This is a genomic window from Olivibacter sp. EAT-5 (assembly GCF_044784325.1).
GTDB classification, from domain to species: domain Bacteria; phylum Bacteroidota; class Bacteroidia; order Sphingobacteriales; family Sphingobacteriaceae; genus Olivibacter; species Olivibacter oleidegradans.
The window spans coordinates 746228-770548 of the sequence record NZ_CP173028.1; the positions used below are offsets into that span (position 1 = coordinate 746228).

A 24321-nucleotide genomic window follows, 5' to 3' on the forward strand; every position below is an offset into this window, starting at 1 on the left:
AATTCATATTTTTAGGTTTAAAACTGGCTGTTAAGCCTTTTCTATACAAACGCCTAACTGATTATATCGCTGATAACGCTTTTCGTACAATTCGGTATATGTTATATTCGGATGGTAGACACGATCAAATCCTGGCCCCATCGCTTCCATCGCTTTTTCCACAGAAGGATAAATATCCGCTACGGTCGCCGCGAACATAGCAGCGCCAAGTGCACAGGTTTGCTCCGATCGATGCACTTTAAGTGGCATTCCTAGAATATCAGCTAACATTTGCATAATGAAGGGCGATTTTTGAGCGATCCCCCCTACACCAATTAGCCCCTTTACCGGAATGCCTTCTTCTTGAAATCGTTCTACTATCTTACGTGCACCAAAACAGGTTGCTTCAACCAATGAACGATATATACTAGGGGCGCTGCTTCCTAAAGTTAAGCCACTAACAAGACCTTTCAATTGCTGATTTGCGTCCGGTGTCCTTCGCCCATTTAACCAGTCAACCGCCAATTCGCTCGATTCGTCGAAAGTTAGTTTAGCAGCTTCATTTGCAAGTCCGTCCAATAATTGGTCCTGTAAACGAGCATACAGCTGGCGCGTTAAGATTGGGTCTGCAGAATTGGAGTTGGACAAATGTTGTACAGGCCATAAAAGCAGTTGTTTAAACCAAGCATATACATCCCCAAAAGCAGATTGTCCGGCCTCCAAGCCAATCATCCCCGGGATGATCGAGCCGTTTACCTGTCCGCAGATTCCTCTTACAACCCGATGTCCCAATTCATGGGGCGGCACGATTAACATATCACAAGTAGAAGTTCCCATCACCTTACTTAGAAAATAAGGTTCTATCTGCCCTCCTACAGCCCCCATATGCGCATCCATGGCCCCAATACCGATTAAAACCTGTGTGGATAAACCCAGACGATCAGCCCATTCCTCACTTAGGCTTCCGGCCAGTTGGTCAGCAGTATAAACCCTTTTGGGATAAGTTTTTACCACCTTCATCAAACGAGGATCAAGTGTCGCAAAAAAATCATCAGAAGGTAATCCATCATACTCACTTGACCAGAGCCCTTTATGTCCCGCTGTGCAGATCCCTCTTTTGATTTGATCAGCGTGCTTTCCACCTGTTAGTAAAAAAGGCATCCAATCGCAATGTTCAACCCAAGTATAACATGCCTTATACACCGCTTCATCGGACTTCACTACATGGAGTAGTTTAGCCCAAAACCATTCAGAGGAATATATTCCACCCACATACTTCAAATAATCGATATTAAATTTTTTTGCTAAAGCATTTATAGCAGCAGCCTCCTCTACCGCGGTATGATCCTTCCAAAGAACAAACATGGCATTGGGATTATCGGCAAAGCCCGGCAAAAGGGCTAGCGGCGTACCGGCAGCGTCCACTGCAACAGGTGTCGACCCTGTCGTGTCTACCGAAATGGCCCGAATATTAGCACGCACCACGCTGCCCGCCTGTTTCAGACAAGCCTTAATAGTTTGTTCTAAGCCTTCTATATAATCTTTGGGATGTTGACGAAATTGATTACGAATAGGATTGCAATACAAACCGTCTCGCCAACGCGGATAGGGGTGTACGGCGGCAGCTATCTCTTCCCCGGAATGCGCATCAACAATGAGCGCGCGCACGGAATCCGTGCCAAAATCTACACCTATACAGTAATTGGAATTCATTTCTTCAGCTTTATGCCATAAGCAGTAAGCTATAGGCCATTGGTTATTTGTTGTTCGTTATTGGTGATTAGTTACCGGTTATTCGTTGTGCCTTTCAGACAGGAGTTGTTGAACAGTTGGTCGACTATTTAACCACTCAACTATTTAACTACTTAACGTATTAATGATGATGCAAGATAATCTCATTATCATGTTCTATTTTGCCGACCCCCCAGATCGCGTACCAAGCAATGAACGCAAAACATAGCATCGGAATGAAAAACGCTACAGACATACTTGAATGATCGGCAACTACGCCCATAATAGGTGGACAAAAGGCTCCTCCTGCTACTGCCATAACAAGAAAAGAGGATGCTTTTTTTGTAAGCGACCCCAAGCCGTGGATTCCTAAAGCAAAAATAGTTGGGAACATGACAGACATAAAGAAGTAGCAGCTAAATAAGGCGATAACAGAGCCCCAACCTAATGCTAACTGTACGAAAACCATTAAGGCTGTATTAATAAGCGCATAAATAGCCAGCAATTTTTTAGGTTTTAGAAATTTCATGAGATACGCCCCGGATATTCTCCCTATCCAGAATAAGCCCATGCCTCCGATTGCAAGAATTACGGAGGCTGCCTGCTCTGCATTCTTCGGCATAAAGACCTCTCCAAAATAACCTAAGTGTTGCATCATGTTAGCGACCGGGCCTGTTACGTTTGGAATTTCTTCCGTTACGTAGTTAATGAAGAAAGAATTAACACCAGTTTGGGCGGCCACATAAAGAAACTGAGCAATTACTGCAGCAATAAAGGCAGGATGTTTTAACAGTCGGCCCATTTTCGGGTTCTCTTCAGACTCTTCCTCGCTTTTTTCCTCAATATCGGGTAATTTAATCAACATAAAAATAACAGCGACCACTACAACCACACAGCCGATGCCCATATACGGTTTTACCAGCGAATCAAATTTTTCGGCGCCGTCCTGTTGTTCGGCACCGAAAATAAACAAACCACCCATCAAAGGTCCTAAAATCCACCCCAGTCCGTTGAACGACTGGGAAATATTGATACGCCGTGCTGCAAACTCCTCCTCTTGCGAGCCTAACACGGTAGAATAGGGATTCGCGGCTGTTTCCAAACAGGCCAGTCCGCAAGCAATTACAAATAAGGCTAGCAAAAAGGGAATAAAAGCTTCAAATTTTGCTGCCGGATAAAACAAAAACGCTCCTATCCCAAAAAGGGTTAGTCCCAGAATAATTCCCTTTTGATATCCGTAACGTTTCATAAAAATGCCCGCAGGGATGGCCATTGCCAAGTAACCGATATAAAGGGAAAATTGGACAAATCCGGATTGCGCCTTAGAAACCTGTAGCGTATCCTGAAAGTGCTTATCCAACACGTCCAATAAACCATGAGCAAAGCCCCATAGCAAAAAAAGACTGCAGATAAACATAAAAGGAACGAGGTAGTTTATACCATCCTTGGTTCGGAAAAGCGACCCTGTTGTTTTTTTATTCATAAACATGGCTTATTTATATAGTGGTCCATAACTGGCACAGGCGCGGTAATCAGCACCTTCATGGTCCATACCAAAGGCATTCCAGGCGCTGGGTCTAAAAATGCGAGGGGATTCAACGTTATGCATACAAACAGGGATCCGAAGCATGGATGCCAGCGTCAATAGATCGGCACCGATATGTCCATGACTAATAGCGCCGTGGTTGGAGCCCCAAGCAGCCATTACACTATAAACGTCACGAAACGCGCCTTCTCCTGTGGTTTTCGGTACAAACCAAGTAGTTGGCCATGTGCGATCCGTTCGTTCATCCAGTAACCTATTCACATTTTCCGGAAGCTCGACAGTCCACCCTTCGGCCAGTTGCAATACCGGTCCTACACCTTTCACCAGATTTAAACGACACATCGTAACCGGCATACCGCCCTCTGTCAAAAATTTGGACGAATAGCCGCCTCCTCTAAAATAATCGAGATTTGCCGGATGCCAAGTGGTCGCTGCTAAGCAAGCTTCCACTTCTTCATCGCTAATTTCCCAATGTGGTTTCATCACAGGCTCTCCTTCGTATTTCTGTTTACCGGTGCCATCCAGCGTAGCGGCTCCGGAGTTAATTAAATGGATAAAGCCATGTTGAGCAACACCTGTAGGCCGCCAACCCGAAACACGCTCAACCGCATCCGGGCTCCAAAAGGTTCGGACATCGGCAAAAATCTGCGCTTTATTCGTCAATAAGTAATTAAACAGCATGGACACCCCGTTCAACGAATCGTTTTCGGTAGCTACTATAAAGGGGGCACGTTTGCCATTCCAATCGAAGGAAGAATTCAGCAATGCTTCTGAAAAATCGCCGTTCGGCAGGAAATCGGTCCATTGGCGTTGCCCTTGGAAGCCCGATACCAAGGCATGATGCCCGTGTGCTTCTTCAGCATAGCCCATATCCTTTAACTTTTTGTTCCCGATCATGAGGTCGCGGATAATAAGGGTCATTTTCACTACAAATTCCCAATCGTTATCTTTTTCGGCGCGCGATTTTACTTTATGAGATTGATTAAAATCCTCACCTTCTTTACAGTATTTTTTTGTCCAAGCTAGCGCCCGTTCATATTCATCCTGATCAAACAAATTCAGTTGAATTCTGCGTAGCACTTCTGACGAATCAACGTATTCATTACGCATGCCTAAATAATTCTGAAAAAAGTCAGCATCAACGATTGATCCCACTATGCCCATAGAAACCGAACCAATGGCTAAATACGATTTTCCGCGCATGATGGCTACTGCTAAACCCGCGCGTGCAAAGCTCAACAGTTTTTCTTTTACATCATCCGGAATAAAGCGATCTCCCATATCTTGTACATCCTCGCCATAGATACCAAAAGCTGGAAGTCCCTTTTGGTTGTGGGCCGCAAGGGTAGCTGCCAAATACACCGCACCAGGGCGTTCTGTCCCATTGAAACCCCAAATTGCTTTCGGCAACAAGGGATTCATATCCATTGTTTCTGAACCATAACACCAGCAAGGTGTTACAGACAAAGAAACACCGACATTTTCGGCTTCGAACTTTTGTGCACAATCGGCGGCCTCCCTTACGCCGCCGATACAAGTATCGGCAATCACACATTGCACCGGACTTCCGTCAGGGTAACGCAACTCTGACTGAAATAAAGCAGCCACATCCTGCGCCATATTCATAGTCGTTTCTTCCAATGATTCGCGGATACCTCCTAAGCGGCCGTCGATAATGGGCCTAATTCCTATTTTGGGATAGTTGTTCATTTATTAATCGTGTTAAATTCAAAAGTCAAAAGTCAAAATTCAAAACCCTGTCAGTACGTGCTACTGCCACTCTTATAATCCAGTTGCCACTGCCACAACTCACTCATGACTCCTCATTCCAATCTACCGGCAGACAGGCATCCACTACTTAACTATTTTCCTACTCAACCATTTTACGATTTCCTACTCAATTTTCGCTTCCTTCAACGATATTCCGAGCACCTTTTGCGCAATGGTGTCTAAGTCCTCTTCCTCGCCGGTAAAATGAAAGACATAATGGTGATGTGTCAATTCTTCTTTAGGCTTTAAAAAAGCAGCCGGTGATACGCTTTCAATTTCATAAAAAGGCCCCATCTGACTGCCGTCTGCTAACGGACCATCATTATAAGCATTCATTGCATCGCCGGTAAAGGGGTCCTTATCCGGTGTCCACTCTTGGTTGAGATAAGTTGCTTTCGGGTGAATATCGAAATAAGTGATGGTTAACACTTTCGTGTCCGCAGCATAGCTGCCTGCAATTGGCTTAACGCGTTGAGGAGGTATGCCGAGCTTCCCTCGCGATTTTCCATCAGCCTTAAACAACAGCACGCTATCCTTTGCGATCAGTCTGTCCTTTGATATCTCTCCGAAATAATCCGTAGTAGCAATTTTACCCTTAACTTCCTTCTCAAACGGAATTATAATGACGGTTTTAGGCGTCGGAGTGAACATATCTAAGCTCCATAGACAAGGTGCGCCACTTTGCTTATCCCAAGCTTTGTCACCTTGATTAAGGATTTTATTAGTTGTTCGAAAACCTACTGTTTTTATGCTTTCACTCCAAGAAAGTCCCAGTACTTGCTCGATATCCTTTTTTTCAAGAATTTCGATGTTTCTCGAAAGTTGGATTTGTAGCTCAGTACCGGCATAATTCGTAATCGCAGTCTGCTTATGAAGCGTTACCTCTCTATCATTGGAAGCGCTGACTTCCCAAGGCTCTGTATCTACTGCCGACGGAGTATGCCAATTAGCAAACTCCATTGTGCTTTTCGGTTCAAAGAACAAAGAGAACTTCCCGCCTTCCGGCCCTAACCATAACCTATCTTCGCCTCCGTAAGCATTCATGTGCTCATCTTTCTTATCAAAAGCAGCGTAGTTGATCCAGCCAAAACTTCTACCCCTTTCTCCATCTGCCGTACTGGTAAATACCTTTGCTTGATATTTGGGCGAGACTACCACCTGCGCATCTCCGTGCACATCTTTAAGCACAATAACACTATCCCGTTTAGATAAAAAGGCAATATCATAACCGAACGAGCCGGGTTTATAGGTGGTCATTTCTTTAGAGGCTATCGTTGCTTGTTTATCTGATTTTTTTGACGATTGACTGCAAGCAACACTAAAAAGAGCCAGTATGCTTGAGACAATAATACGCTGCTTCATTCTTTTCATCTTAGTTAACTTCCAAATCGTTTTTCGCCGGTAATTTCGGAAAACGAGCATGGGGCTCGCGTTGATACCAGAAAGCAACGGTAATAATATCCGATTTTTGCGGTAAATATCGTCCCTCGGAACGCCATCCTAAGTCTTGAATCGTCACCTTCAGATCACTATCGAAGCGGATTGGGTCCATAATGTGCCAGCGATACATGCCAAAGCGTTGTTGCGCTTGATAGACACCGTCTGGACGGATCACCTGATGCAAACCGGCGAAGGGCGTGCAGTATTCCTGATATTGATGTGTTTTCTTATTTTCAAAATTGTAAGAACCGCAGAAGTAATCCTCGGTACCCGTACCTACAATAGTAGCGAAGTCTTTATCGCCATCCATAAAGAACTTAATCTCGCCTTCACCCCACCAGCCGTTATTGTTTACGCCTACGCCCATGTAGGTACCTACATAATGACCTTTTCCTTTGACGCCATCTAAAATGGTGTGAAGCGAAGTTGAATTTGGATTTGAACGGCGGTATTGTGCATGTAAATAAGCCTCCTCTTCCCCTACATCTGTTAACGTATAATCTACCTGATAATACAGGTTCATGGGTTCGCTGTTAATATTTTCAACCGTAATTCTACATTTTTTTCGGAACGGCATCTTCCAATAACAATTAAAGGCACTACCCGGATTCACCGTGACTGCCATAGAGCTCAACGGAGCGAATTCGTTCCAAGCCATTCCGAAAAAAGCACCAACCGGAGCTTCAATAGAAGGCTCCGTTTCATCATCCCAATAGAAACGGATAATAGAGTAACTCCAATTGCCTGTAGGTGTCATCCAGATATGCTGCACCGCCCCTGGGCCTTCCATTTCAGCAATCGTGAAGGTCTCGCCTCCATTGATAGTAATATAAGGATTCACTTTCCAACCAAGACCTAAGTCACGTGCCTGAGAGGCGGAATTCGCTACATTTCGCTGACCTGCCTGCTTAACCGGATCTGCCATACCGCCCTTTCCTTTAGCACCGGAAAAATTTTCGGGACTAATTGAACGGGTTTTGGCATCCGATAACTTGGACAGCGTGCCCATGTTCATGTCGAGACCATTGAATGCGCCCTGTTGCTGTGCGTACGTAAATGAATAAATGAAAAGACCGATTAGCGCTGCCAGAAATTTTTTCATCATATTTTTCTTAAGGTTCATAAAAGCATTAGTTTAATAATTGGAAACCGATTGCCGGTTATCTTCATTTTGGTTTTACAATAGTAAGCTTAATCGTTTAAACAAACAAATAAAAGCCATTTATTTTTTATCATTTCTTCAACAATCCGTCTCACTGACCTTCGGCAATAACCGCCGTTTGGCCTAAAGAATAGATATTACTTGAATAGTTTACATCTTTTACTTTTGTCGAACCGTTTAGCTTAATGGTTATATGGTAAGTTTTAGCAATATCGGGAATTTCATAAATGAATTCTGAAGGTGCGTTTGACAATGTCGTATTGAAAACAGGAAGCGTTTTAGTCACGTTAACGATTTCCTTAACTTCAACAAAAACGTTGACCGGTAGTTCTATCTCGTTTGGAATATTGTCTGGAATATTCCATGTTAAGCGAACATGCTTATCATCTACTCGCTGCATAGTTAATCCCTCAACGGCAGGTAAACTTACTCCATCTTTTCTTTCCAGCATATCGCGATCGTTACAACCGGTAAAAAAGAGCGCGGACAGCGAGAATATATATATAAGTACTATTTTCATAATATGATAGTTTAATAGCCGGGATTTTGTTTATAACTACCTTTAGACCAATTCATCTGCGCTTGGGGGATCGGCAAAAATTCATCTCTACCTGCGGTAAAGCGCCCTTGATTATACCAATCAAATCGCGTTTTCTCTTTATTAATAAAAGCATTCATAACAGGTTCTAACTGTCCCCATCGCATCAAATCAAAAAAGCGTCGCCCCTCCATGGAAAATTCCAATCTGTTTTCCCACATCAAAGCCTGCCAAGCGAACTCTTTTGTCCAGGTCACGTTTACCCCAGGTTTATACGTTTCCACTTTATAATCCATCCACAAAGAACCATCCGGTTTATGCAAGCGCTGTGTACTGTTCGCGGCTCGTTGGCGTATACGATTAATCAATGGCAATGCTTCATTAAAGCGATCGAGCTGGATAAGTACCTCGGCCTTCCACAGTAAAACTTCGGAGTAGCGGATAACTTTTTCATTCATCGAATTCATTACATAAAATGGCCGAAAAATACAGTCGCAATCGGGATGAACCTGTTCTTTCATGGAGTTGAAGTAGCCATATTGGAAAGGAGCGCGTGACCCTGATTCTTGATACAATAAATTATTATCGTATTTCCAGGGATAGCCTGGTATAGCAGCTGTATGACTTAATCGTGGATCAAATTCATGACTTTTAAAAAATTCAACATAGGTATTGCCTTTCATTTCCGTATTGTTGTAGTTCTGGAAATCAGGCAAACCCGTTTCGTCTGTTTTAAAAGCATTGATCATTGTATGTGAAACTTTATTGAAGTCGCAGCAGGTAAAGTATGGCGCCCACCAGGGAGCATTGAGCTCATTACCTCGATTGATATGACCATCCGTTGTGCCGTCATCAATGGAATATTGTATCTCCCAAAGCGCCTCCTTGGTAGCGTTATCGAATTCAATCATAAAATTATCTCCAAAGTCCGCTTGTAAATCATAAACAGCCCCGTCTACGGCCATAATTGCATCTAAGTGGTCCAATGCTCTCTGCAGCGTTTCCTTGTTAATGTTAATCACTTGATGCCGATCGTTTTGTTCGTATGCTCTAAAAAGCAAGGCCTTTGCAGCTAGCGCGTGTGCCGCATATTTTGTTGGTCGACCTTTTTCAGCTTGGGTCTCAGGCAAAATAGCTGCCGCATCTTCGAAATTTTGAATAATCCAATCCCATAAAGGCAAATCATTCGCCATGCCATCCGGTCGATTCGAAATACCTTCTACCACTACTGCGTCAGAAGGTGTGTTCTCGTCAATTATGGGCACATATTTCCATCTTAGTTTCATACCAAGGTAGATCCATCCGCGTAGAAATTTCATTTCTGCGATTCGCTGATCCTTATTTGGAAACGTGGACGCATCTACCGCATTCAGTAAACGCAAAGCAATGTTTGCTCGGCTAATCCCAACATAACCGCGGTACCAAGGACCGTCGTTATTGCCGACGTTTGGTGTTACACCGGTAAAGGTTTCCATTTCGTACCACGGTGTTTGATCACTCAAACCACCACCTCCCTTATAAGCGTCATCTGAACGAACAGATTGAATCCAGGGATTGTGTGTGTCTGCAAATCCCAACGAAGACATGTGTGAATAGGCGGCCACTACAAAACTTTCTATTTGAGCAGGGTCTTCTGCTTGACTTTGCGATAAAACACCCTTGGTGTCGACCTCTAAAAATTTCTGACACCCCGCTGATAAGATCAGTAAAGTCAGGGTTATATACAATTGAACTGTTTTCATCATAATAAGATTAGAATGTCACATTAACTCCTACAAATAATGTTCTTGGCATTGGGTAACCAAAACCCGGATTTTCGGGATCTCCCCCTGTAAACCGGTCATCTCCCCAAGTTTTCTTCAGCGTAAACAAGTTTTGACCTGATACGTAAAGTCGAAGTCTGCTTAAGTGCCAAGAATCCATCCACTTTTGAGGGAATGTATAGCCGATATCTAATGTTCGCAACTTGATATAAGATCCGTTTTCAATAAAGTAGGTTGATAACCTTTTTTCTCCATTTGCATCACGCCTAGATAAAGCAGGGATGTCTGAGTCCGGGTTATGAGGTGTCCACGCGTCTAGTATGCGACTGGGATGATTCCGGTCATTCTGAACTCCGATATTCCAGAAATCGCTTAGTTCTTTCCACGTATTACGAACATCATTCCCAAATACGCCTTGAAGGAAAAAGGTTATATCGAAATTTTTGTAACGCGCCTCGAAATTTAAGCCTGCCATTAAATCAGGATCGGTAATCGCAATCCATGTACGATCATAAATTTCGTTAATCACGCCGTCACCATCGAGATCCTTATAGCGAATCCTACCGACCCCTTTTCCTTGCTGTTGTGGCGCATTATCAACTTCTTCCTGGGTTTTGAAAATACCATCGGCTACCAATCCGTATAACGAGTTTAACGGCCGACCAATAATATCATCCGTTAAGCCATTTCCACCATAAGCAAAGCGAACATTTGCTGGTACATCGTGCACTTCATTTTTATAGGCCGAAAAATTCCCTGTGATCGTGTATGAAAAGTCATTTCTTGATTCCCCCCAGCTGAGCAAAAATTCGAAACCTTTGTTGGTCATATTGGCTCCATTCACCCACCGGTAACCTCCTTCTCCCAAGGCTGCAATGTAAGGCGGTTCAAAAAGCATATCCGTGGTCTTTTTGGTAAACCAATCAAAGGACCCCGATAAGCGATTATCAAGAAACGCATAGTCGACCCCTATATTGGTCTGCGTTGTTGTTTCCCATTTGAGGTCAGGATTCCCCAAACTACTCCTTCTGTAACCAGATGGAATATTACCTGAGGGATTCCCGCCTATTGCATAGGAGGTGCCATTCACATCCGGAACATAAATATCGGTGAATCTCCCCGTTAAAACAGGTTGTGAGTTACCATTTTTACCCCAGCTGGCGCGGAGTTTCAAATCTGATAAAAAATCAGCTTGTTTCAAAAATGCTTCATCTTTTAATCTCCATCCCGCTGAAAAAGCCGGGAAGTTACCATATCGATTATTCTCTCCAAAAACGGAGGCGCCATCACGTCTAAAAGTGGCCGACAGCAGATATTTGGATTTATAAGCATAGTTGATTTTTCCAAAGAAGGACAAAATACGCCGTTCGTTTCCCCCTCCCGCGAGGTCCCTTCTTTCTCCCGTAGCAGTAGATAGATAGGCATAAGCTCGGTCTTCCAGCAGAATCCCTTCGCGATATACATTTACACTTTCATTGGTAAATTTATAGGTTTCAATACCTCCTAAGATATCGAAGCGATTGTTATTCAACTCCAAGTTATAGACTAAGGTATTGGTCCAGGTTTGACCGATATCGTGCCAGTTGTTTTGTCTAACCCCATTTAAACTGCTGCTTTTGCCCCCTGCCTCTTCCCACTTCCGCTGGATATTTCGATCATACCACATACTGTAATCGACACCATATTGTGTTTTAAAGTTCAGGTTATCTAATATTTTCACATTAGCATAGGCAGTTCCCAAAACCTTCATAAAATTTCCAATGTTATCTTTATTAAGCATTAGGTCACGGATTGGGTTATTAAAGTCATCCATGCCTAACGGCATAGCTACACCACCCCAAGCTCCGTTGTTATCGTACACCGGAATGTTCGGAGGCATAACTAAAAATTCGTAAGTTCGGCTGACATCCCGAAAACGCAGATGGGTAAGCGTTAAATTTTCGCCGATCGTCACTCGTCCGTTGAGTAATTGGTATTCGTTATTAAAGCGTCCTGCCAAACGTTTAAAATATGAAGTAAGCTGTGTACCTTCGTTGTTATAATAATTCAAAGAAAAGAGGCTAGTCGATTTTTCACCTCCCCCCGTTATTGTCAACTGGTGATTGGTTTGAATCCCCTCCCTCGTCCCTTCCTTAAACCAATTTGTGTTTGATGAAGGCATTGTTTGAGCCGCATTTAACCACGGAATTGGTGTTACACTGTTTAGTACCGGGACACCATTGTTATCATAGTTCCAATCGTAATCATAAATCCGTATCGCAGTAGACGGATCATCCCCATCATTAACAGTAGCTTGCCATAGGCCACGCCCATAACCAACGGCATCGAGCATTTTTGGTACACCGGTAATCTTAGATGTTCCGACATAACCTTCATAGGTGATCTGTGTACCTCCTTTTTGTCCTTTCCTTGTGTTTACCAGAATAACACCCCCAGCTGCACGCGCACCATAAATAGAAGCGGATGACGCGTCTTTCAAGATCTGAATCGATTCAATATCATTAGGATTGATATCCCGAAGATTGATATTTACCGGTTGTCCATCAAGTACGATCAACGCCGGCGCAGAATTGAAGGAAGTAACTCCGCGAACCTGGATACCTACGTTTTCGGCCGGGTTACCATCGGTTGTGATCCGGACGCCCGGAATTTTACCTTGGAGGGATCGCATCACATTGGCGCTGGGTGTTTTCGTAAAATCTGCTCTTTTTATCAAGCTGACAGCTCCTGTTAAATCCGCTTTCTTTTGGGTCATGTAACCAGTTGAAACAACCACCTCTTCGAGTGCTTGCGCATCATCGCTTAAGGTAACCGTATACTCACGAACACTCGTCAACGTTAATTCTAAAACCTCTTTTCCGACATATGTAAATAGCAAATGCGTTGTGTTAATGGGCACATCCATTTCAAAACGTCCCAAGGAATCGGTTTGCGTGCTGGCGGCGATGCCCTTTACGGACACACTAACACCGGCCAACCGTTCCCCCGCTTCATCTAGTACACGACCAATGATTTTTCGGGTTTGCTGACGGGCATGCGCTTCGAAAGTTTGTGCACCGATCAGGTAAATGAGCAATGTGCCTACACATAACGCTCGTATAAAAGGTATAGGCAAAAGAGTCTCTCCTCTACAGCGCCATGCTGCGAGTCGTTGTAAAAAATTCATTAGCATAATGAGTTAAGTTTTCTAATTGGTTCGTTATTCGCTCCTATCGGGCGCAAGCTCAAACTTTCGATAGGAGCTTAACCTGAATTGAATGATTGTTTCATAAGTTTTTCATTAGCTTAATCGATTAAACAAATGTGTTTTAAATATCCCCGTTTCTAATTCTGTTTATCGTAATTTTATTAGCAAGTCTCTCTTTAAACGTTTAAGCAAACTGCTTCTGTGACCGTATCAAGGAGATTAGTAAGAAGAAAAATATTTGGCTTATAATGATACAATATTAAGCTTAATCGGTTAAGCAAGCAAATTTATTGTTCTACAAATTGTATCAATGATTCGTCTATTTGTCTCAAATAGAATAAATAGCAGAGAAGTAATAAAATAGTAAAGGGAGCGGTTAACCACTCCCCAATTACCAATTTCCTCATTTCCTATTTCAGTAAAAGCGATCTTTAAATTCCGGCGCCTACGGCGCGATCGAGATGCACATAACCGCCGTCTACATGGATTAATTGCCCCGTTGTATGGGAAGACTGGGGCGATAATAAAAACACGGCCATGGCTGCAATTTCTTCAGACGTAGTCATTCGATTTTCCAGTGGGATTCTGCTTGTTATTTGTCTAAGCGTTTCCTCTGGATTGTCTAAGGTTTGTATCCAGCTATCATATTGAGGTGTGGCACATTCTGCTACGACGATGGCGTTGACTCGAATATGATAAGGCAATAGTTCGACAGCCCATTCCCGCGTCAGTGCATTCCTTGCTCCATTGGAAGCTGCATAGGCGGATGTTCCTCCCTGTCCGGTTTCGGCCGTTTTTGAGCTAATGTTCAGAATCACCCCTTTATGCTCTTTGAGTGAAGGTAGCGCATAATGCGCCATAAGATAATAATGTACTAAACTATTATGAAGTCCTTTCAAAAACAACTCGTAATTTCCACTCTCTAAACTGACTCCATCGTTCAGTCCGGCATTGTTTACCAGCCCATCAATTCTACCGAACTTCCTTAAGGTCTGCTCCACAGCATTCTTACAGGCCTCTGCTTGGGTTAATTCGGCTTCCACACCGAAAGCCCGTCCACCCTGCGCAATAATTTCATCCACAACGGTATCATTGTCGGGCTTTTTTCTACCAATAATAACCGGTACAGCCCCTTCCTTTGCTAAGGTCACCGCTATACTTCGGCCAATACCTTTCGCTCCCCCTGTTACAATGATGATTTTATCTTTAAGTTTTAAATCCATTTGTTGTAGCTTTGAGCTATCAGCTTTCGGTTTTCAGCTTTCTGCTCAGCGAAATTAGCTGATGGCTGATATCCGATAGCCGACAGCTAATTAAAGTCTGTAAAATTCCTCTGCGTTTTTATACCATATCGCTTCTTGCTCCGCTAATGTTAGCGATCCGAGATGCTTATCTAACAAACTTACAACCTGTTCATATTGGGCCGCCACCAGGCAAACCGGCCAATCGGAACCGAACATAAGTCTGGAAGGGCCAAACGTATCCAAGAGATGATTGATATAAAATGAAAAATCATCCATCTTCCAGTGCTTCCAATTCGCTTCGGTCACCATGCCCGACAGCTTGCAATATAAGTTGTTATGACGCGCTAATAGGGCCATCTCGGTTGCCCAAGGTTCTGTCTTTTTAGCAGCGATGTAAGGCTTAGCTAAGTGATCGATTACAAAGCGTTGTTCACTATCGAAATGCGTAAGGAACTTAATGACAGCAGGTAATTGCTTAGGTTTAACCAATATATCATAACTAAATCCAAATTTGTGCAATGCTGCCACACCTCGGATAAAGGATGGACTCAACATAAAGTGAGGGTCGGGCTCTCCTTGCAAAATATGCCTGAATCCTTTCAATTTGGGAAACAGACTATAATGAGCCAAACGCTCTTCGATATGTGCAGTTTTCAAATCGACCCAGCCCACTACGCCTTTAATGAACGAGAATTGTTTTGCCAGATTCAGCAAAAAGTTAGTCTCCTGTTCAGACTGATCAGCTTGTACAGCTACGCAAGCATCGACTTCATTGGCTTGCAAAAGGCCCTCCAAATCCGTAGGTAAAAAGTCATGCTGGATAGCGGCCATGTCGTCTGTTATCCAAGCATCTTTCACAGCATTATAATTCCAAAAATGTTGATGCGAATCAATGCGCTTCATAAGCTTTTACTACTTGTTTAGAGGTGCCTAGACCTTCAGCTCCCAACTCCACTATATCCCCAGGCTTTAAGTATACGGGTGGATTAAATCCGAGACCCACTCCTGCCGGTGTTCCTGTAGAGATAACATCTCCAGGCAATAAGGTCATAAACTGGCTAATATACGAAACAATGAATGGTACTTTAAAAATTAGATTCTTAGTATTGCCATCTTGAACAACTTTACCATTAACACTGAGCCATAAACGGACATTATTTATATCGCTTATCTCATCTTGGGTCGCCAAAAAAGGACCTATAGGAGCAAAGGTATCGCATCCTTTTCCCTTATCCCATGTTCCGCCGCGCTCTAATTGATATTCTCTTTCAGAGACATCATTATGTAATACATAACCAGCAACATAATCCATGGCTGCTGTCTCTTCTACGTAACTCGCTTTCTTTCCAATGACAATACCAAATTCGACCTCCCAGTCCGTTTTAGTAGAACCTTTCGGTATAACGATCGCATCATTTGGTCCAACCATTGAAGTGGTCGATTTCATAAATATGATGGGTTCGGCAGGAATCTTCGCATTGGTTTCTTCTGCATGATCGCGATAGTTCAAACCAATACAGACAATTTTTGATGGCCTGGCAATCGGGCTGCCCAGTCGCGTTCCTTCGGGGACCTCCACTAAGGTTTCCTTATTTGCCTTTATAAACTCTTCTAAGCGAGCCAATCCATTTTCTTGGAAGAACTGCTCGTTAAAATCACCGCCGAAAGCGGATACATCGTAATTTTTTTCTTCTATCTGTACACCTATTTTTTCACGGCTAGGCTCACCGTAACGGATTAGTTTCATATTATTATTAGCTTTTAGCTTTTAGCTATCAGGCATCGGCCTTCAGCTTTAATTCGTTTTCAATTGGCCGAAAGCTGACTTCTGAAAGCAGAAAGCTGTTAATTATTCAACTTAATAAAGCCTCCATCAATTGGATAGTCATTGCCCGTAATGAAATCAGCTTCGTCAGAACATAGATAAAGTGCTAACGAGGCTATTTCCTCCGGTTTAGCCATCCGTCCAATGGGCTGGCTAGCGGCTAATTTAGCAAACATTTCTTCTTCTTTGCCCGGATAATTTTTAGCAATAAAGCCGTCCACAAAAGGTGTATGTACTCTTGCCGGCGAAATACTATTACAGCGTATCCCATAATCAATATAATCACGAGCAACCGACAATGTCATCGCAGCAATAGCACCTTTGCTCATGGAATAGGCAAATCGATCAGTAATACCAACCTGTGAGGCAATTGATGCCAAATTCAGAATGGCACCCTTTTTTCGCTCTTTCATCAAGGGGATAACACTAAACAAAGCATTATAAGCTCCTTTGACATTCACACTGTAAACACGTTCGAAATCTTCCACTTTACAGTTTTCTAAATTGCCGACATGAGCAATACCGGCATTATTCACCAAAATATCCACCGCTCCGATTCCCTGCACAACCGCTAGCATTTCGCTTTGATCGCTCACATTCACAGCGTGAGAGAAAGCCTTCCCACCGGCTTCCTTAATCTCGTCTCTAACAGCCGAAGCCGCTGACTCATTAAGTTCTAATATATGCACTTCAGCCCCCTGCTTTCCAAACAACAAGCTGATTGCTCTTCCGATACCACTTCCCCCTCCTGTAATAATCGCTTTTTTTCCAGTTAAATCAAACATCATATTTTATTTTTAGCTATCGGCCTTCAGCATTCAGCTTTCAGCCCCTTTATACCTCTCACCTTACACCTTATAAAGACACCCCCCGTCTCCAAGGGATAAAATCGTCTTGCCCTAATTTCACCGCTTTAGGCACTTGTTTCCCACTGGCCACCTCTATTACAAAATCCAAAATTCGTTCGGCAGCCTGCTCGATGGTTTCTGTACCTTCGATGATCGTGCCGCAGTTAATATCGATAATGTCTGGCATCTTTTCGAAGGTCTTTGTATTGGTCGACAACTTAACGACGGGCGCAATTGGATTGCCCGTAGGTGTACCTAAACCCGTCGTGAACAGTACAACATTCGCCCCTGCTGCCACCTCGGCCGTGGTACTCTCTACGTCGTTTCCCGGCGTACACAAAAGGTTCAATCCAGGTGTGTTGGCTAATTCCGGATAATCGATCACCGCTTGCACCGGCGAAGTTCCTCCTTTTTTTGCTGCGCCTGCGGATTTAATCGCATCGGTTATCAGACCATCACGAATATTTCCAGGTGAAGGATTGGCATAAAAACCACTGCCATCTTGCTCTGCCTTCGCATTGTAAGTTTTCATCAATTCCATGAACCGAAGGGCTGTTTCCTCGTCTTTACAGCGATCGCTAAGCTCCTGCTCTACTCCGCAAAGCTCCGGAAATTCGGAAAGTATAACAGATCCGCCTAAGGTTACCAGCATATCGGATAGATAACCAAGCGCAGGATTCGCTGAAATACCGGAAAACCCGTCGGATCCACCGCACTCTAAACCGATACACAGCTTATCTAAACCTGCCGGCCTTCTTTCTTGTTGATTAGCTTGAATCAGACCCGTGAAAGTATGCTTCAAGGCCTCCTGAAGCAGCACACTTTCAGATCCGATTTTCTGTTGCTCAAAAACATATAAGGGTCTATCAAAATGTGGATCACGTTTTGCAATCTCGGCTCTCAAAATACTCGCCTGCGCATGTTGGCAGCCTAAGCTTAGGACGGTGGCACCTGCTACATTAGGATGCGTTATATAACCTGCTAGCAGACCGCACAAAGCATCTGAATCCATGCGCGTTCCACCACAACCCATATCATGATTTAAAAATTTAATGCCATCTACATTCGGAAAAAGCTTGTGATGCCGGTGCGATTCCTTTACATCCCGCAGATCCACCGACAATAACTGCTCGATGGAGGCACCGGTCTTATAGAGCGAGATCAATTGCTCTACTTCCGGTTCATAACTTTTGGCTTTTTTAAAGCCAAGCTTTTCCTCAAAAGCTTCCTTCATTACCAATACGTTCCGATTTTCACAGAAAACTAAGGGGATAACCAACCAATAATTTCCTGTTCCAACTGTTCCGTTGCTACGATGATAGCCAAGAAAGCTACGGTTTGAAAAGCGGGAAACATCCGGTTTATGCCAGTCTAGTTTTCGTTTCCCTAGTTTAAAATCGTTTGCTGCGTGATAAATGTTTTCGGTGGTAATTGCCTCTCCTTTGCCGATTGCTCTATTCGTTTTTCCTACCAGAACGCCGTACATATGTATTTCCTGCTCCGGTGCCATCTCCTCTATCGTGAATTTATGCTTTGCAGCTACCGCGCCAGGTAGCACGAAACTATCACCATTAAAGTGAATTGATTCACCGGCAGGCAGGTCCTGCAACGCCACCAGTACATTATCCGATGGATGTATTTGCAAATATTTTCGTATTGTTGTCATTTCCAGTGATCAGCTGTCAGCCTTGGGCGATCAGCTTTTTGTTTCGATTTATTTTTGCCAATATGCCTATAGCATAAAGCCTTATAATTTAAAAATTTCCTCCATCAACAACCACTTTTCACCTTCTTTTGCTTGTGGCAACGGTTGTTGGTATTTCCACATTAAAGCTTCCCATTCCTGTACTTTCGGATTGTTTGCGTCCATCTCCGCTTTTTTATCAAAGCTAAAATCATCCGTAACCTCCATGATCATAAACAAACGGTTAGCCAATCGGTATATGCGCATATCGATGACTCCCGCTGTTAAAATCGACTCCCTGATCTCAGGCCAAATAGCCCGATGATGCTGCTCATATTCTTTTATTAGATGATCATCTTCTTTGAGATCAAGTGCCAATGCGTATGTTTTCATTTTGCAAAGTCAAAATTCAAAAGTAAAAATTCAAAAGCCTGCCTCCCGGAGGGATGGTAAAAAGGCCCATTCACTCATTCAACGCTCATCATTCCTCACTCATCACTCATCACTATTTAACTACTTCCCTACTCAACCATTTAACTGCTATTGAACTACCTAGATCCTATACCCTTTCCATCCATAGTAAAAGACAACCAAAAAACATATTAACGGAACCAGATAAGCAATTTGTATACTGTTTGCCGCAACGGAGACGAGCCCCATCAACAAAGGAACAACAGCCCCACCAATGATTGACATCACCAAAAAGGAAGAAGCAATCTTTGTTTCTTCACTTGTAAGATTTTGTATACCGAGTGAAAAGATGGTTGGATACATAATGGACATAAAAAAAGGAACGGCAACAAGTGCATACAAAGCCACGGTGCCTGAACTAAACACGGCCACCAACAATAGCAAAGTGCATAACAAACCATAAGCCGCCAATAAACTAGCCGGTTTAATATAACGCATTAAGAAAGTGCCGCTGAAGCGACCTAACATGAAACCAACCATCGCTACTGATCCAAACAAATAGGCCGCATTTTTTTCTCCCATATCGGTCACATGATTAGCATAGCGTATAAAAAAACTACCGACGCCCACTTGTGCACCCACGTAGAAAAATTGGCTGACAACTGCCCATAAAAAATGCTTATGCTTAAATATCTTCAATGAAAAATTCGTCCCAACAGTGTGCGTACCATCCGATTCCTCCTCTTGACTTTCCGGAAGCTTGGTGACAACGAATAAGAGTAAAAGGGCGACTACAATACCGGCGATAACAAGATAGGGTACTTTCACCGTATCGGCTTCCGACTGTAAATACGAATTCAACGACTCGGGGCTCATAGCGGCTAATTTTTCGGGACTATGTTCGATCCCTGAAAGAATGAATCTACCACCTAAAATAGGTGCTACCACGGCGCCCAAACCATTAAACGATTGAGCAAAATTTAGCCGTTGTGTGGCGGTTTCCTTATCACCTAGTACGGCTATATACGGGTTAGCCACCGTTTCCAGAAAGGTTGCCCCTGCTGCAATGACGAAAATAGCCGACAGAAAAAAGATATAGTTCCTTTCAGAGGCCGCAGGAATAACCAGGAGTGCTCCTATCGCGTAAAGAATCAATCCAAGTAAAACTCCCTTTTTATAACCGAACCGTTGCATATATAAACCCGCCGGAATAGCTACTACGAAATAGCTTATGTAAGCAGATGTGTCGATCAATGAAGACTGTAGATCGTCTAAGGCAAAGGCCTTTCTCAAGTGTGGAATTAATATGGGATTTAAGTTATGAAGCAGGGCCCATAGAAAGAACAATGAAGTAACTAAAATGATGGGTATCAGCACACCTTTTTTCGACATAAAATAATATTAGGTTCAGTTTTAATCAAAATAATTTATCCTTATTGGTAAAGCCAACTACAAATTAAGGAATTTCACTTTTTAAATCCCTTGCTCATTTTAGCCAATCATTAAGCTATTTTAGCATATTTGTTTTATATTTGCCTGATTAGCTGACCATACAACTGAATAGATTGGATATTGTTTCGCATTAAGCAGTTGACGTTAATCACCTAATATGTAAAATAATGAAACCTCAATTACTCAAGCTAAGTACGGCACCTACGCAATCTTTCAGCGTCCGCCAGGACTTTGTTCCCTATATTAATAATAGATGGCATTATCATGCGGAGGTAGAACTCATTCATTTTTACCGAGGAAAAGGAACACAGTTTATTGGAGATCAAATCAATCACTTTCATTCAGGGGATATCGTTTTGGTTGGATCTCAGCTACCCCACTATTGGCGATTTGACGATCACTATTTTGATGAGCAAAATGAGGATCGGGCCGATGTTCGAGTCGCTCATTTCAATGAACACTTCTGGGGTCGCGACTTTTTGGAACTTCCCGAAAACATAGCCATTAAGCAGTTGCTCGAAAAGGCACGAAGGGGCATTCAGGTAACAGGGCAAGCTAAACAGAAAGTAAGTACCTTGTTAGAACAAATGCTTCATTCGGAAGGAACCCGACGGATTATTTTATTAATGGAGGCCCTACATGCAATTGCTTCCGATTCCTCTTATCGGTTGATTTCATCCATTGGCTTTCATCCAAACTTGCAAGATGAAGAGAAAAAAAGAATCAACAGCATATTTGACTACACCTTAGCTAACTTTCGTCAAAAGATTAGCTTAGAAGATATATCAGCTATCGCCGGCATTAGTTCTAACTCTTTTTGTAGGTATTTTAAAGCAAAAACAGGTAAAACCTATTCTCGCTTTCTCTTGGAAATCCGCGTTGGCCATGCCTGTAAATTACTGATTGAGAATAAAATGAGTGTCAAACAATTATGTTACGAAAGTGGATTCAACAACTTCGCAAGTTTTCACAAATACTTTAAACAGATAACAGAAAAAAGCCCTTTGGCTTATCAAAAGGCTTTTTTGGAGAAAGCTTAGTTTTGCTGTAGGCAGTAAGCTGTAAGCGGTCGGCTATAGGCTTGTGCTGCTGCTACTACTTAACTACTCTCCTACTTAACTACAAACTAATTAAAGCCATTCATCGCTCATCATTCATAATTCAACACTAATAAAACCCTACTTAACGACTCAACTACTTAACTACTTAACGACTCTCCTACTTAACTACGAGCTCACCTTAACGTGTTCCATCACAGGCACCCCGGAAATAACCAACGGATTCGGCTATACCAGCTAATGGATCTTTCATATCTTTTTCATACTCCAAGCTACAAGAGCCTGTGTAGTTTACTTTTCGTAACATTTTCACATAAGCGGGGATATCAATCACCCCACGCCCCAGCTCGCAGGTTTTACCGTCCTTTGTTGCTGCGGTGACATTTTTTAAATGCATATCAAAAATGCGCTTGCTGTATTTTTGCAGGTCCGCTACCGAATCGCGACCGTCCCGTTTGTTGTGTCCCATATCAAAGCAGATGCCCAATCGTGGATCCAAATTCTTTATCAAATCATAAATTACCGATGCATTTGGGTAAAGCTTATCTTCCGGTCCATGATTGTGAATGGCATAGCGAATGTCATATTCCTTTGTTTTTTCGGCGACATACGCCAGATCTTCATGATTAGGGATACCGATAATTAAGTTTACACCAACCCGTTTAGCATAATCAAAACCTTTATCAATCTCTTCTCTGGTTTTCATATAAATAGGTCCTACCGCGTAACCGGTAACATCAAAGCTTTTCAGTTTCGCATGAAAAGTCGCTATTTGCTCGGCTGTACTATTATATGGTAAATGAAAATCCTTGATGCACAAATAGTGTACATCTACTTTCTTCATCATCTCCAGCGATTGATCTAAGTTAAAATTAACGAAACTATAACCTGCAATTCCAAGTTTGAAAGGTTCGTCTTTCGCATGCGCTCCTCCAAGTGGTTTAGCTTCGACACTATTATATACGCCGTCTACAAGTGTTGCACTTACTGCTCCTATTATACTTTTCTTTAAAAAATTTCTTCTCGGGTTCATTATCTAGATTTATTTCTTCTTGGCCAATTCCAAGGCCTTTGTGGTTACATAATATTTGGCGATCATATTAGGCACTTCCCAGTCGGGCAGTTTACCTTCTTTCAAATAACTTAGGTAGTTACTGGTCACTTGCCCAAAATGCTCCTCGTGATTAGTCTTTAACACTTCCGGTATATTAATCTTATAATAACCTGCTTTCAATTTTTCAGCAGCTACACCGGTGTATTGCTTAGCAATTTGCGCAACCGCTTCCTGTACAATTTTCTCGAAGTCCGCTTGCTCTTCCCCTACTGCTTCCAGATAGAGAACGGGCTTATAATTTTCTTCCTTACCTTGCTTAATGATCAAGTTCGCTTTTGATCCACGCATAATAGAATAGTGGGTATCGCCGGTACCTTCAGGAGCTTCAAAATTCCATTTCACCACCACTTTTGCATGCACATTCTTAATCGTATAGTTAATTTCGCCGTTAGCAAAAACCCCCAACTCGCCTTTCTCATTCATGTTACCTTTCAGCATATCGGGAAACTCTTCTTGCGTTGCTTTCTTGAATTGTGCGGCACCTAACCAGGTTGGCCAACGTTTAGCATTTAACAGCTTAATATCTTTTTTATAATCAATTACCTGTTCCGGAAATCCTTCCCATTGAACTAAATCGACCAAATGCGTAGTCACGTCCACAATACCCTCTCCCTGTTGATTCACATCAAAGAACCATGTAGGGCGGATGAGGGGCTTACCCGATACATTCTTGAAAAAATGATGCACACTTTCTTTGGTTATGGCCGGTTCGTCAAGCGTACCCCTTTGCAATTCGCCAAATAGCGCTGAAATTTGAGAGAACTCTTTTTGCAGGGTAGCTGTAATCTCAAAGCGTTCGGTCATAATATCATAAAGCAAGACCTTCTTCTCTTTAGCTGAGGCAAAAGCTTTTTCCAGTTTCTCAAAACCTGCTACATCGATGGCCATCGGTTTATCGGCCAGCACGTTCAATCCGGCGTCAATAGATTGGGTAATGTAATCTATTTTCTTTTGGTTATTTCCGGCGAGCACTACTACATTACCTTTTTTATCTGCTATCATTTTTTGAAGATAGTCCGTACCGGTATAAACTTCCTCTTTCCAATGAGTTGGATCTTCCATTCGCGTATTATAACTCTCAATTAGAGCTAAGTGCGCTTTTAGATCTTTACCATCTTCCGGTGCGTATACATGCACCACACTGTCAACATTCGGATACATAGACTTTTGCACCAGGGCGGCATGGAAATGTCCGGGATCCAGTGTAATTAAGCGGATGGCATTCGCATCGCTCTCTTGTTTTTCTTTACTCGACTGGTTATTACAGGCAACCATTGCTCCACCCAGTAGCAGCAGTCCCGCAGCCTTCATAAATTTGTTTTTAAACATTTGAATTTCCTATTTTAGCAAGTATTTGTTTTTCCTTTTAAAGCGTCGCGCTTTTTGCTTTTGAATTATTGATGCTTTGTTAGTTTTTTAAGGTATCAATGAGCCCTTCGGGGTTATTGATGCTTTGTTAGTTTTTTAAGGTATCAATGAGCCCTTCGGGGTTATTGATGCTTTGTTAGTTTTTTAAGGTATCAATGAGCCCTTCGGGGTTATTGATGCTTTGTTAGTTTTTTAAGGTAT

At 42.7% G+C, this 24321-nt stretch carries 18 protein-coding genes; 1 reads left to right on the plus strand and 17 read right to left on the minus strand.

From position 1 onward, the window contains the following. Positions 1–30 precede the first annotated feature (30 nt). From ACH11B_RS03070 to fucP (ACH11B_RS03140), 15 genes are all read right to left on the minus strand, one after another. Complete coding sequence (locus tag ACH11B_RS03070) at positions 31–1692, minus strand: ribulokinase (RefSeq protein ID WP_130858075.1); 1662 nt, start codon at positions 1690–1692, stop codon at positions 31–33. Between the two features lie 160 nt (positions 1693–1852). After that, positions 1853–3193, minus strand: a complete 1341-nt coding sequence (gene fucP, locus ACH11B_RS03075) for an L-fucose:H+ symporter permease (protein WP_130858076.1) — start codon at positions 3191–3193, stop codon at positions 1853–1855. A 9-nt stretch (positions 3194–3202) separates the two neighbouring features. Then, positions 3203–4966, minus strand: a complete 1764-nt coding sequence (locus ACH11B_RS03080; protein WP_130858077.1) for an L-fucose isomerase — start codon at positions 4964–4966, stop codon at positions 3203–3205. Positions 4967–5149: 183 nt separating this feature from the next. Then, positions 5150–6388 carry a DUF6786 family protein gene (locus ACH11B_RS03085; protein ID WP_130858078.1) on the minus strand — a complete coding sequence of 413 codons (1239 nt, stop codon included), beginning with the start codon at positions 6386–6388 and terminating at the stop codon, positions 5150–5152. 10 nt (positions 6389–6398) lie between these two features. Beyond that, a complete protein-coding gene (locus tag ACH11B_RS03090) occupies positions 6399–7589 on the minus strand; it encodes a glycoside hydrolase family 172 protein (protein WP_013663922.1) in 1191 nt (396 codons plus the stop codon). A gap of 130 nt (positions 7590–7719) precedes the next feature. Next, on the minus strand, positions 7720–8148 hold the full coding sequence (locus ACH11B_RS03095) for a DUF4945 domain-containing protein (RefSeq protein ID WP_130858079.1): 429 nt from the start codon (positions 8146–8148) through the stop codon (positions 7720–7722). A gap of 11 nt (positions 8149–8159) precedes the next feature. Continuing rightward, positions 8160–9911, minus strand: coding sequence for a RagB/SusD family nutrient uptake outer membrane protein (locus ACH11B_RS03100; protein WP_130858080.1), 1752 nt, complete (start codon positions 9909–9911; stop codon positions 8160–8162). Between the two features lie 7 nt (positions 9912–9918). Further along, positions 9919–13095 carry a TonB-dependent receptor gene (locus tag ACH11B_RS03105; protein WP_130858081.1) on the minus strand — a complete coding sequence of 1059 codons (3177 nt, stop codon included), beginning with the start codon at positions 13093–13095 and terminating at the stop codon, positions 9919–9921. Between the two features lie 452 nt (positions 13096–13547). Continuing rightward, positions 13548–14339, minus strand: a complete 792-nt coding sequence (locus ACH11B_RS03110; protein WP_130858082.1) for an SDR family oxidoreductase — start codon at positions 14337–14339, stop codon at positions 13548–13550. 90 nt (positions 14340–14429) lie between these two features. Further along, a complete protein-coding gene (locus tag ACH11B_RS03115) occupies positions 14430–15263 on the minus strand; it encodes an amidohydrolase (protein ID WP_130858083.1) in 834 nt (277 codons plus the stop codon). Continuing rightward, positions 15250–16107, minus strand: a complete 858-nt coding sequence (locus ACH11B_RS03120; protein ID WP_130858084.1) for a fumarylacetoacetate hydrolase family protein — start codon at positions 16105–16107, stop codon at positions 15250–15252. Before ACH11B_RS03120 ends, ACH11B_RS03115 begins: the two co-directional genes overlap by 14 nt. Before the next feature lie 98 nt (positions 16108–16205). Continuing rightward, positions 16206–16970 carry an SDR family NAD(P)-dependent oxidoreductase gene (locus tag ACH11B_RS03125; RefSeq protein ID WP_130858146.1) on the minus strand — a complete coding sequence of 255 codons (765 nt, stop codon included), beginning with the start codon at positions 16968–16970 and terminating at the stop codon, positions 16206–16208. A 70-nt stretch (positions 16971–17040) separates the two neighbouring features. Continuing rightward, positions 17041–18699: a UxaA family hydrolase gene (locus ACH11B_RS03130; protein WP_130858085.1), complete on the minus strand. Its 1659-nt coding sequence runs from the start codon at positions 18697–18699 to the stop codon at positions 17041–17043. Positions 18700–18780: 81 nt separating this feature from the next. Then, complete coding sequence (locus ACH11B_RS03135; RefSeq protein WP_130858086.1) at positions 18781–19110, minus strand: L-rhamnose mutarotase; 330 nt, start codon at positions 19108–19110, stop codon at positions 18781–18783. 159 nt (positions 19111–19269) lie between these two features. Next, positions 19270–20520 (minus strand): L-fucose:H+ symporter permease, encoded by a 1251-nt coding sequence (fucP, locus tag ACH11B_RS03140; RefSeq protein WP_130858087.1) that lies wholly within the window; start codon positions 20518–20520, stop codon positions 19270–19272. Positions 20521–20747: 227 nt separating this feature from the next. On the opposite strand from fucP (ACH11B_RS03140), the gene ACH11B_RS03145 reads away from it, so the two are divergent. Then, a complete protein-coding gene (locus ACH11B_RS03145) occupies positions 20748–21620 on the plus strand; it encodes an AraC family transcriptional regulator (protein WP_130858088.1) in 873 nt (290 codons plus the stop codon). Positions 21621–21819: 199 nt separating this feature from the next. On the opposite strand, the gene ACH11B_RS03150 is transcribed toward ACH11B_RS03145, so the two are convergent. Together ACH11B_RS03150 and ACH11B_RS03155 are read right to left on the minus strand one after the other, a co-directional pair. Further along, positions 21820–22671, minus strand: coding sequence for a sugar phosphate isomerase/epimerase (locus ACH11B_RS03150; protein ID WP_130858089.1), 852 nt, complete (start codon positions 22669–22671; stop codon positions 21820–21822). Positions 22672–22680: 9 nt separating this feature from the next. Next, a complete protein-coding gene (locus ACH11B_RS03155) occupies positions 22681–24063 on the minus strand; it encodes a putative oxidoreductase C-terminal domain-containing protein (protein ID WP_130858090.1) in 1383 nt (460 codons plus the stop codon). Positions 24064–24321: the final 258 nt, after the last annotated feature.

What these genes read in the sequence shown, in the direction of transcription:
- ACH11B_RS03070 (WP_130858075.1), bottom strand. Translation starts at nt 1,692, where the DNA reads ATGAATTCCAATTACTGTATAGGTGTAGATTTTGGCACGGATTCCGTG.
- fucP (WP_130858076.1), bottom strand. Translation starts at nt 3,193, where the DNA reads ATGAATAAAAAAACAACAGGGTCGCTTTTCCGAACCAAGGATGGTATA.
- ACH11B_RS03080 (WP_130858077.1), bottom strand. Translation starts at nt 4,966, where the DNA reads ATGAACAACTATCCCAAAATAGGAATTAGGCCCATTATCGACGGCCGC.
- ACH11B_RS03085 (WP_130858078.1), bottom strand. Translation starts at nt 6,388, where the DNA reads ATGAAGCAGCGTATTATTGTCTCAAGCATACTGGCTCTTTTTAGTGTT.
- ACH11B_RS03090 (WP_013663922.1), bottom strand. Translation starts at nt 7,589, where the DNA reads ATGAACCTTAAGAAAAATATGATGAAAAAATTTCTGGCAGCGCTAATC.
- ACH11B_RS03095 (WP_130858079.1), bottom strand. Translation starts at nt 8,148, where the DNA reads ATGAAAATAGTACTTATATATATATTCTCGCTGTCCGCGCTCTTTTTT.
- ACH11B_RS03100 (WP_130858080.1), bottom strand. Translation starts at nt 9,911, where the DNA reads ATGATGAAAACAGTTCAATTGTATATAACCCTGACTTTACTGATCTTA.
- ACH11B_RS03105 (WP_130858081.1), bottom strand. Translation starts at nt 13,095, where the DNA reads ATGAATTTTTTACAACGACTCGCAGCATGGCGCTGTAGAGGAGAGACT.
- ACH11B_RS03110 (WP_130858082.1), bottom strand. Translation starts at nt 14,339, where the DNA reads ATGGATTTAAAACTTAAAGATAAAATCATCATTGTAACAGGGGGAGCG.
- ACH11B_RS03115 (WP_130858083.1), bottom strand. Translation starts at nt 15,263, where the DNA reads ATGAAGCGCATTGATTCGCATCAACATTTTTGGAATTATAATGCTGTG.
- ACH11B_RS03120 (WP_130858084.1), bottom strand. Translation starts at nt 16,107, where the DNA reads ATGAAACTAATCCGTTACGGTGAGCCTAGCCGTGAAAAAATAGGTGTA.
- ACH11B_RS03125 (WP_130858146.1), bottom strand. Translation starts at nt 16,970, where the DNA reads ATGTTTGATTTAACTGGAAAAAAAGCGATTATTACAGGAGGGGGAAGT.
- ACH11B_RS03130 (WP_130858085.1), bottom strand. Translation starts at nt 18,699, where the DNA reads ATGACAACAATACGAAAATATTTGCAAATACATCCATCGGATAATGTA.
- ACH11B_RS03135 (WP_130858086.1), bottom strand. Translation starts at nt 19,110, where the DNA reads ATGAAAACATACGCATTGGCACTTGATCTCAAAGAAGATGATCATCTA.
- fucP (WP_130858087.1), bottom strand. Translation starts at nt 20,520, where the DNA reads ATGTCGAAAAAAGGTGTGCTGATACCCATCATTTTAGTTACTTCATTG.
- ACH11B_RS03145 (WP_130858088.1), top strand. Translation starts at nt 20,748, where the DNA reads ATGAAACCTCAATTACTCAAGCTAAGTACGGCACCTACGCAATCTTTC.
- ACH11B_RS03150 (WP_130858089.1), bottom strand. Translation starts at nt 22,671, where the DNA reads ATGAACCCGAGAAGAAATTTTTTAAAGAAAAGTATAATAGGAGCAGTA.
- ACH11B_RS03155 (WP_130858090.1), bottom strand. Translation starts at nt 24,063, where the DNA reads ATGAAGGCTGCGGGACTGCTGCTACTGGGTGGAGCAATGGTTGCCTGT.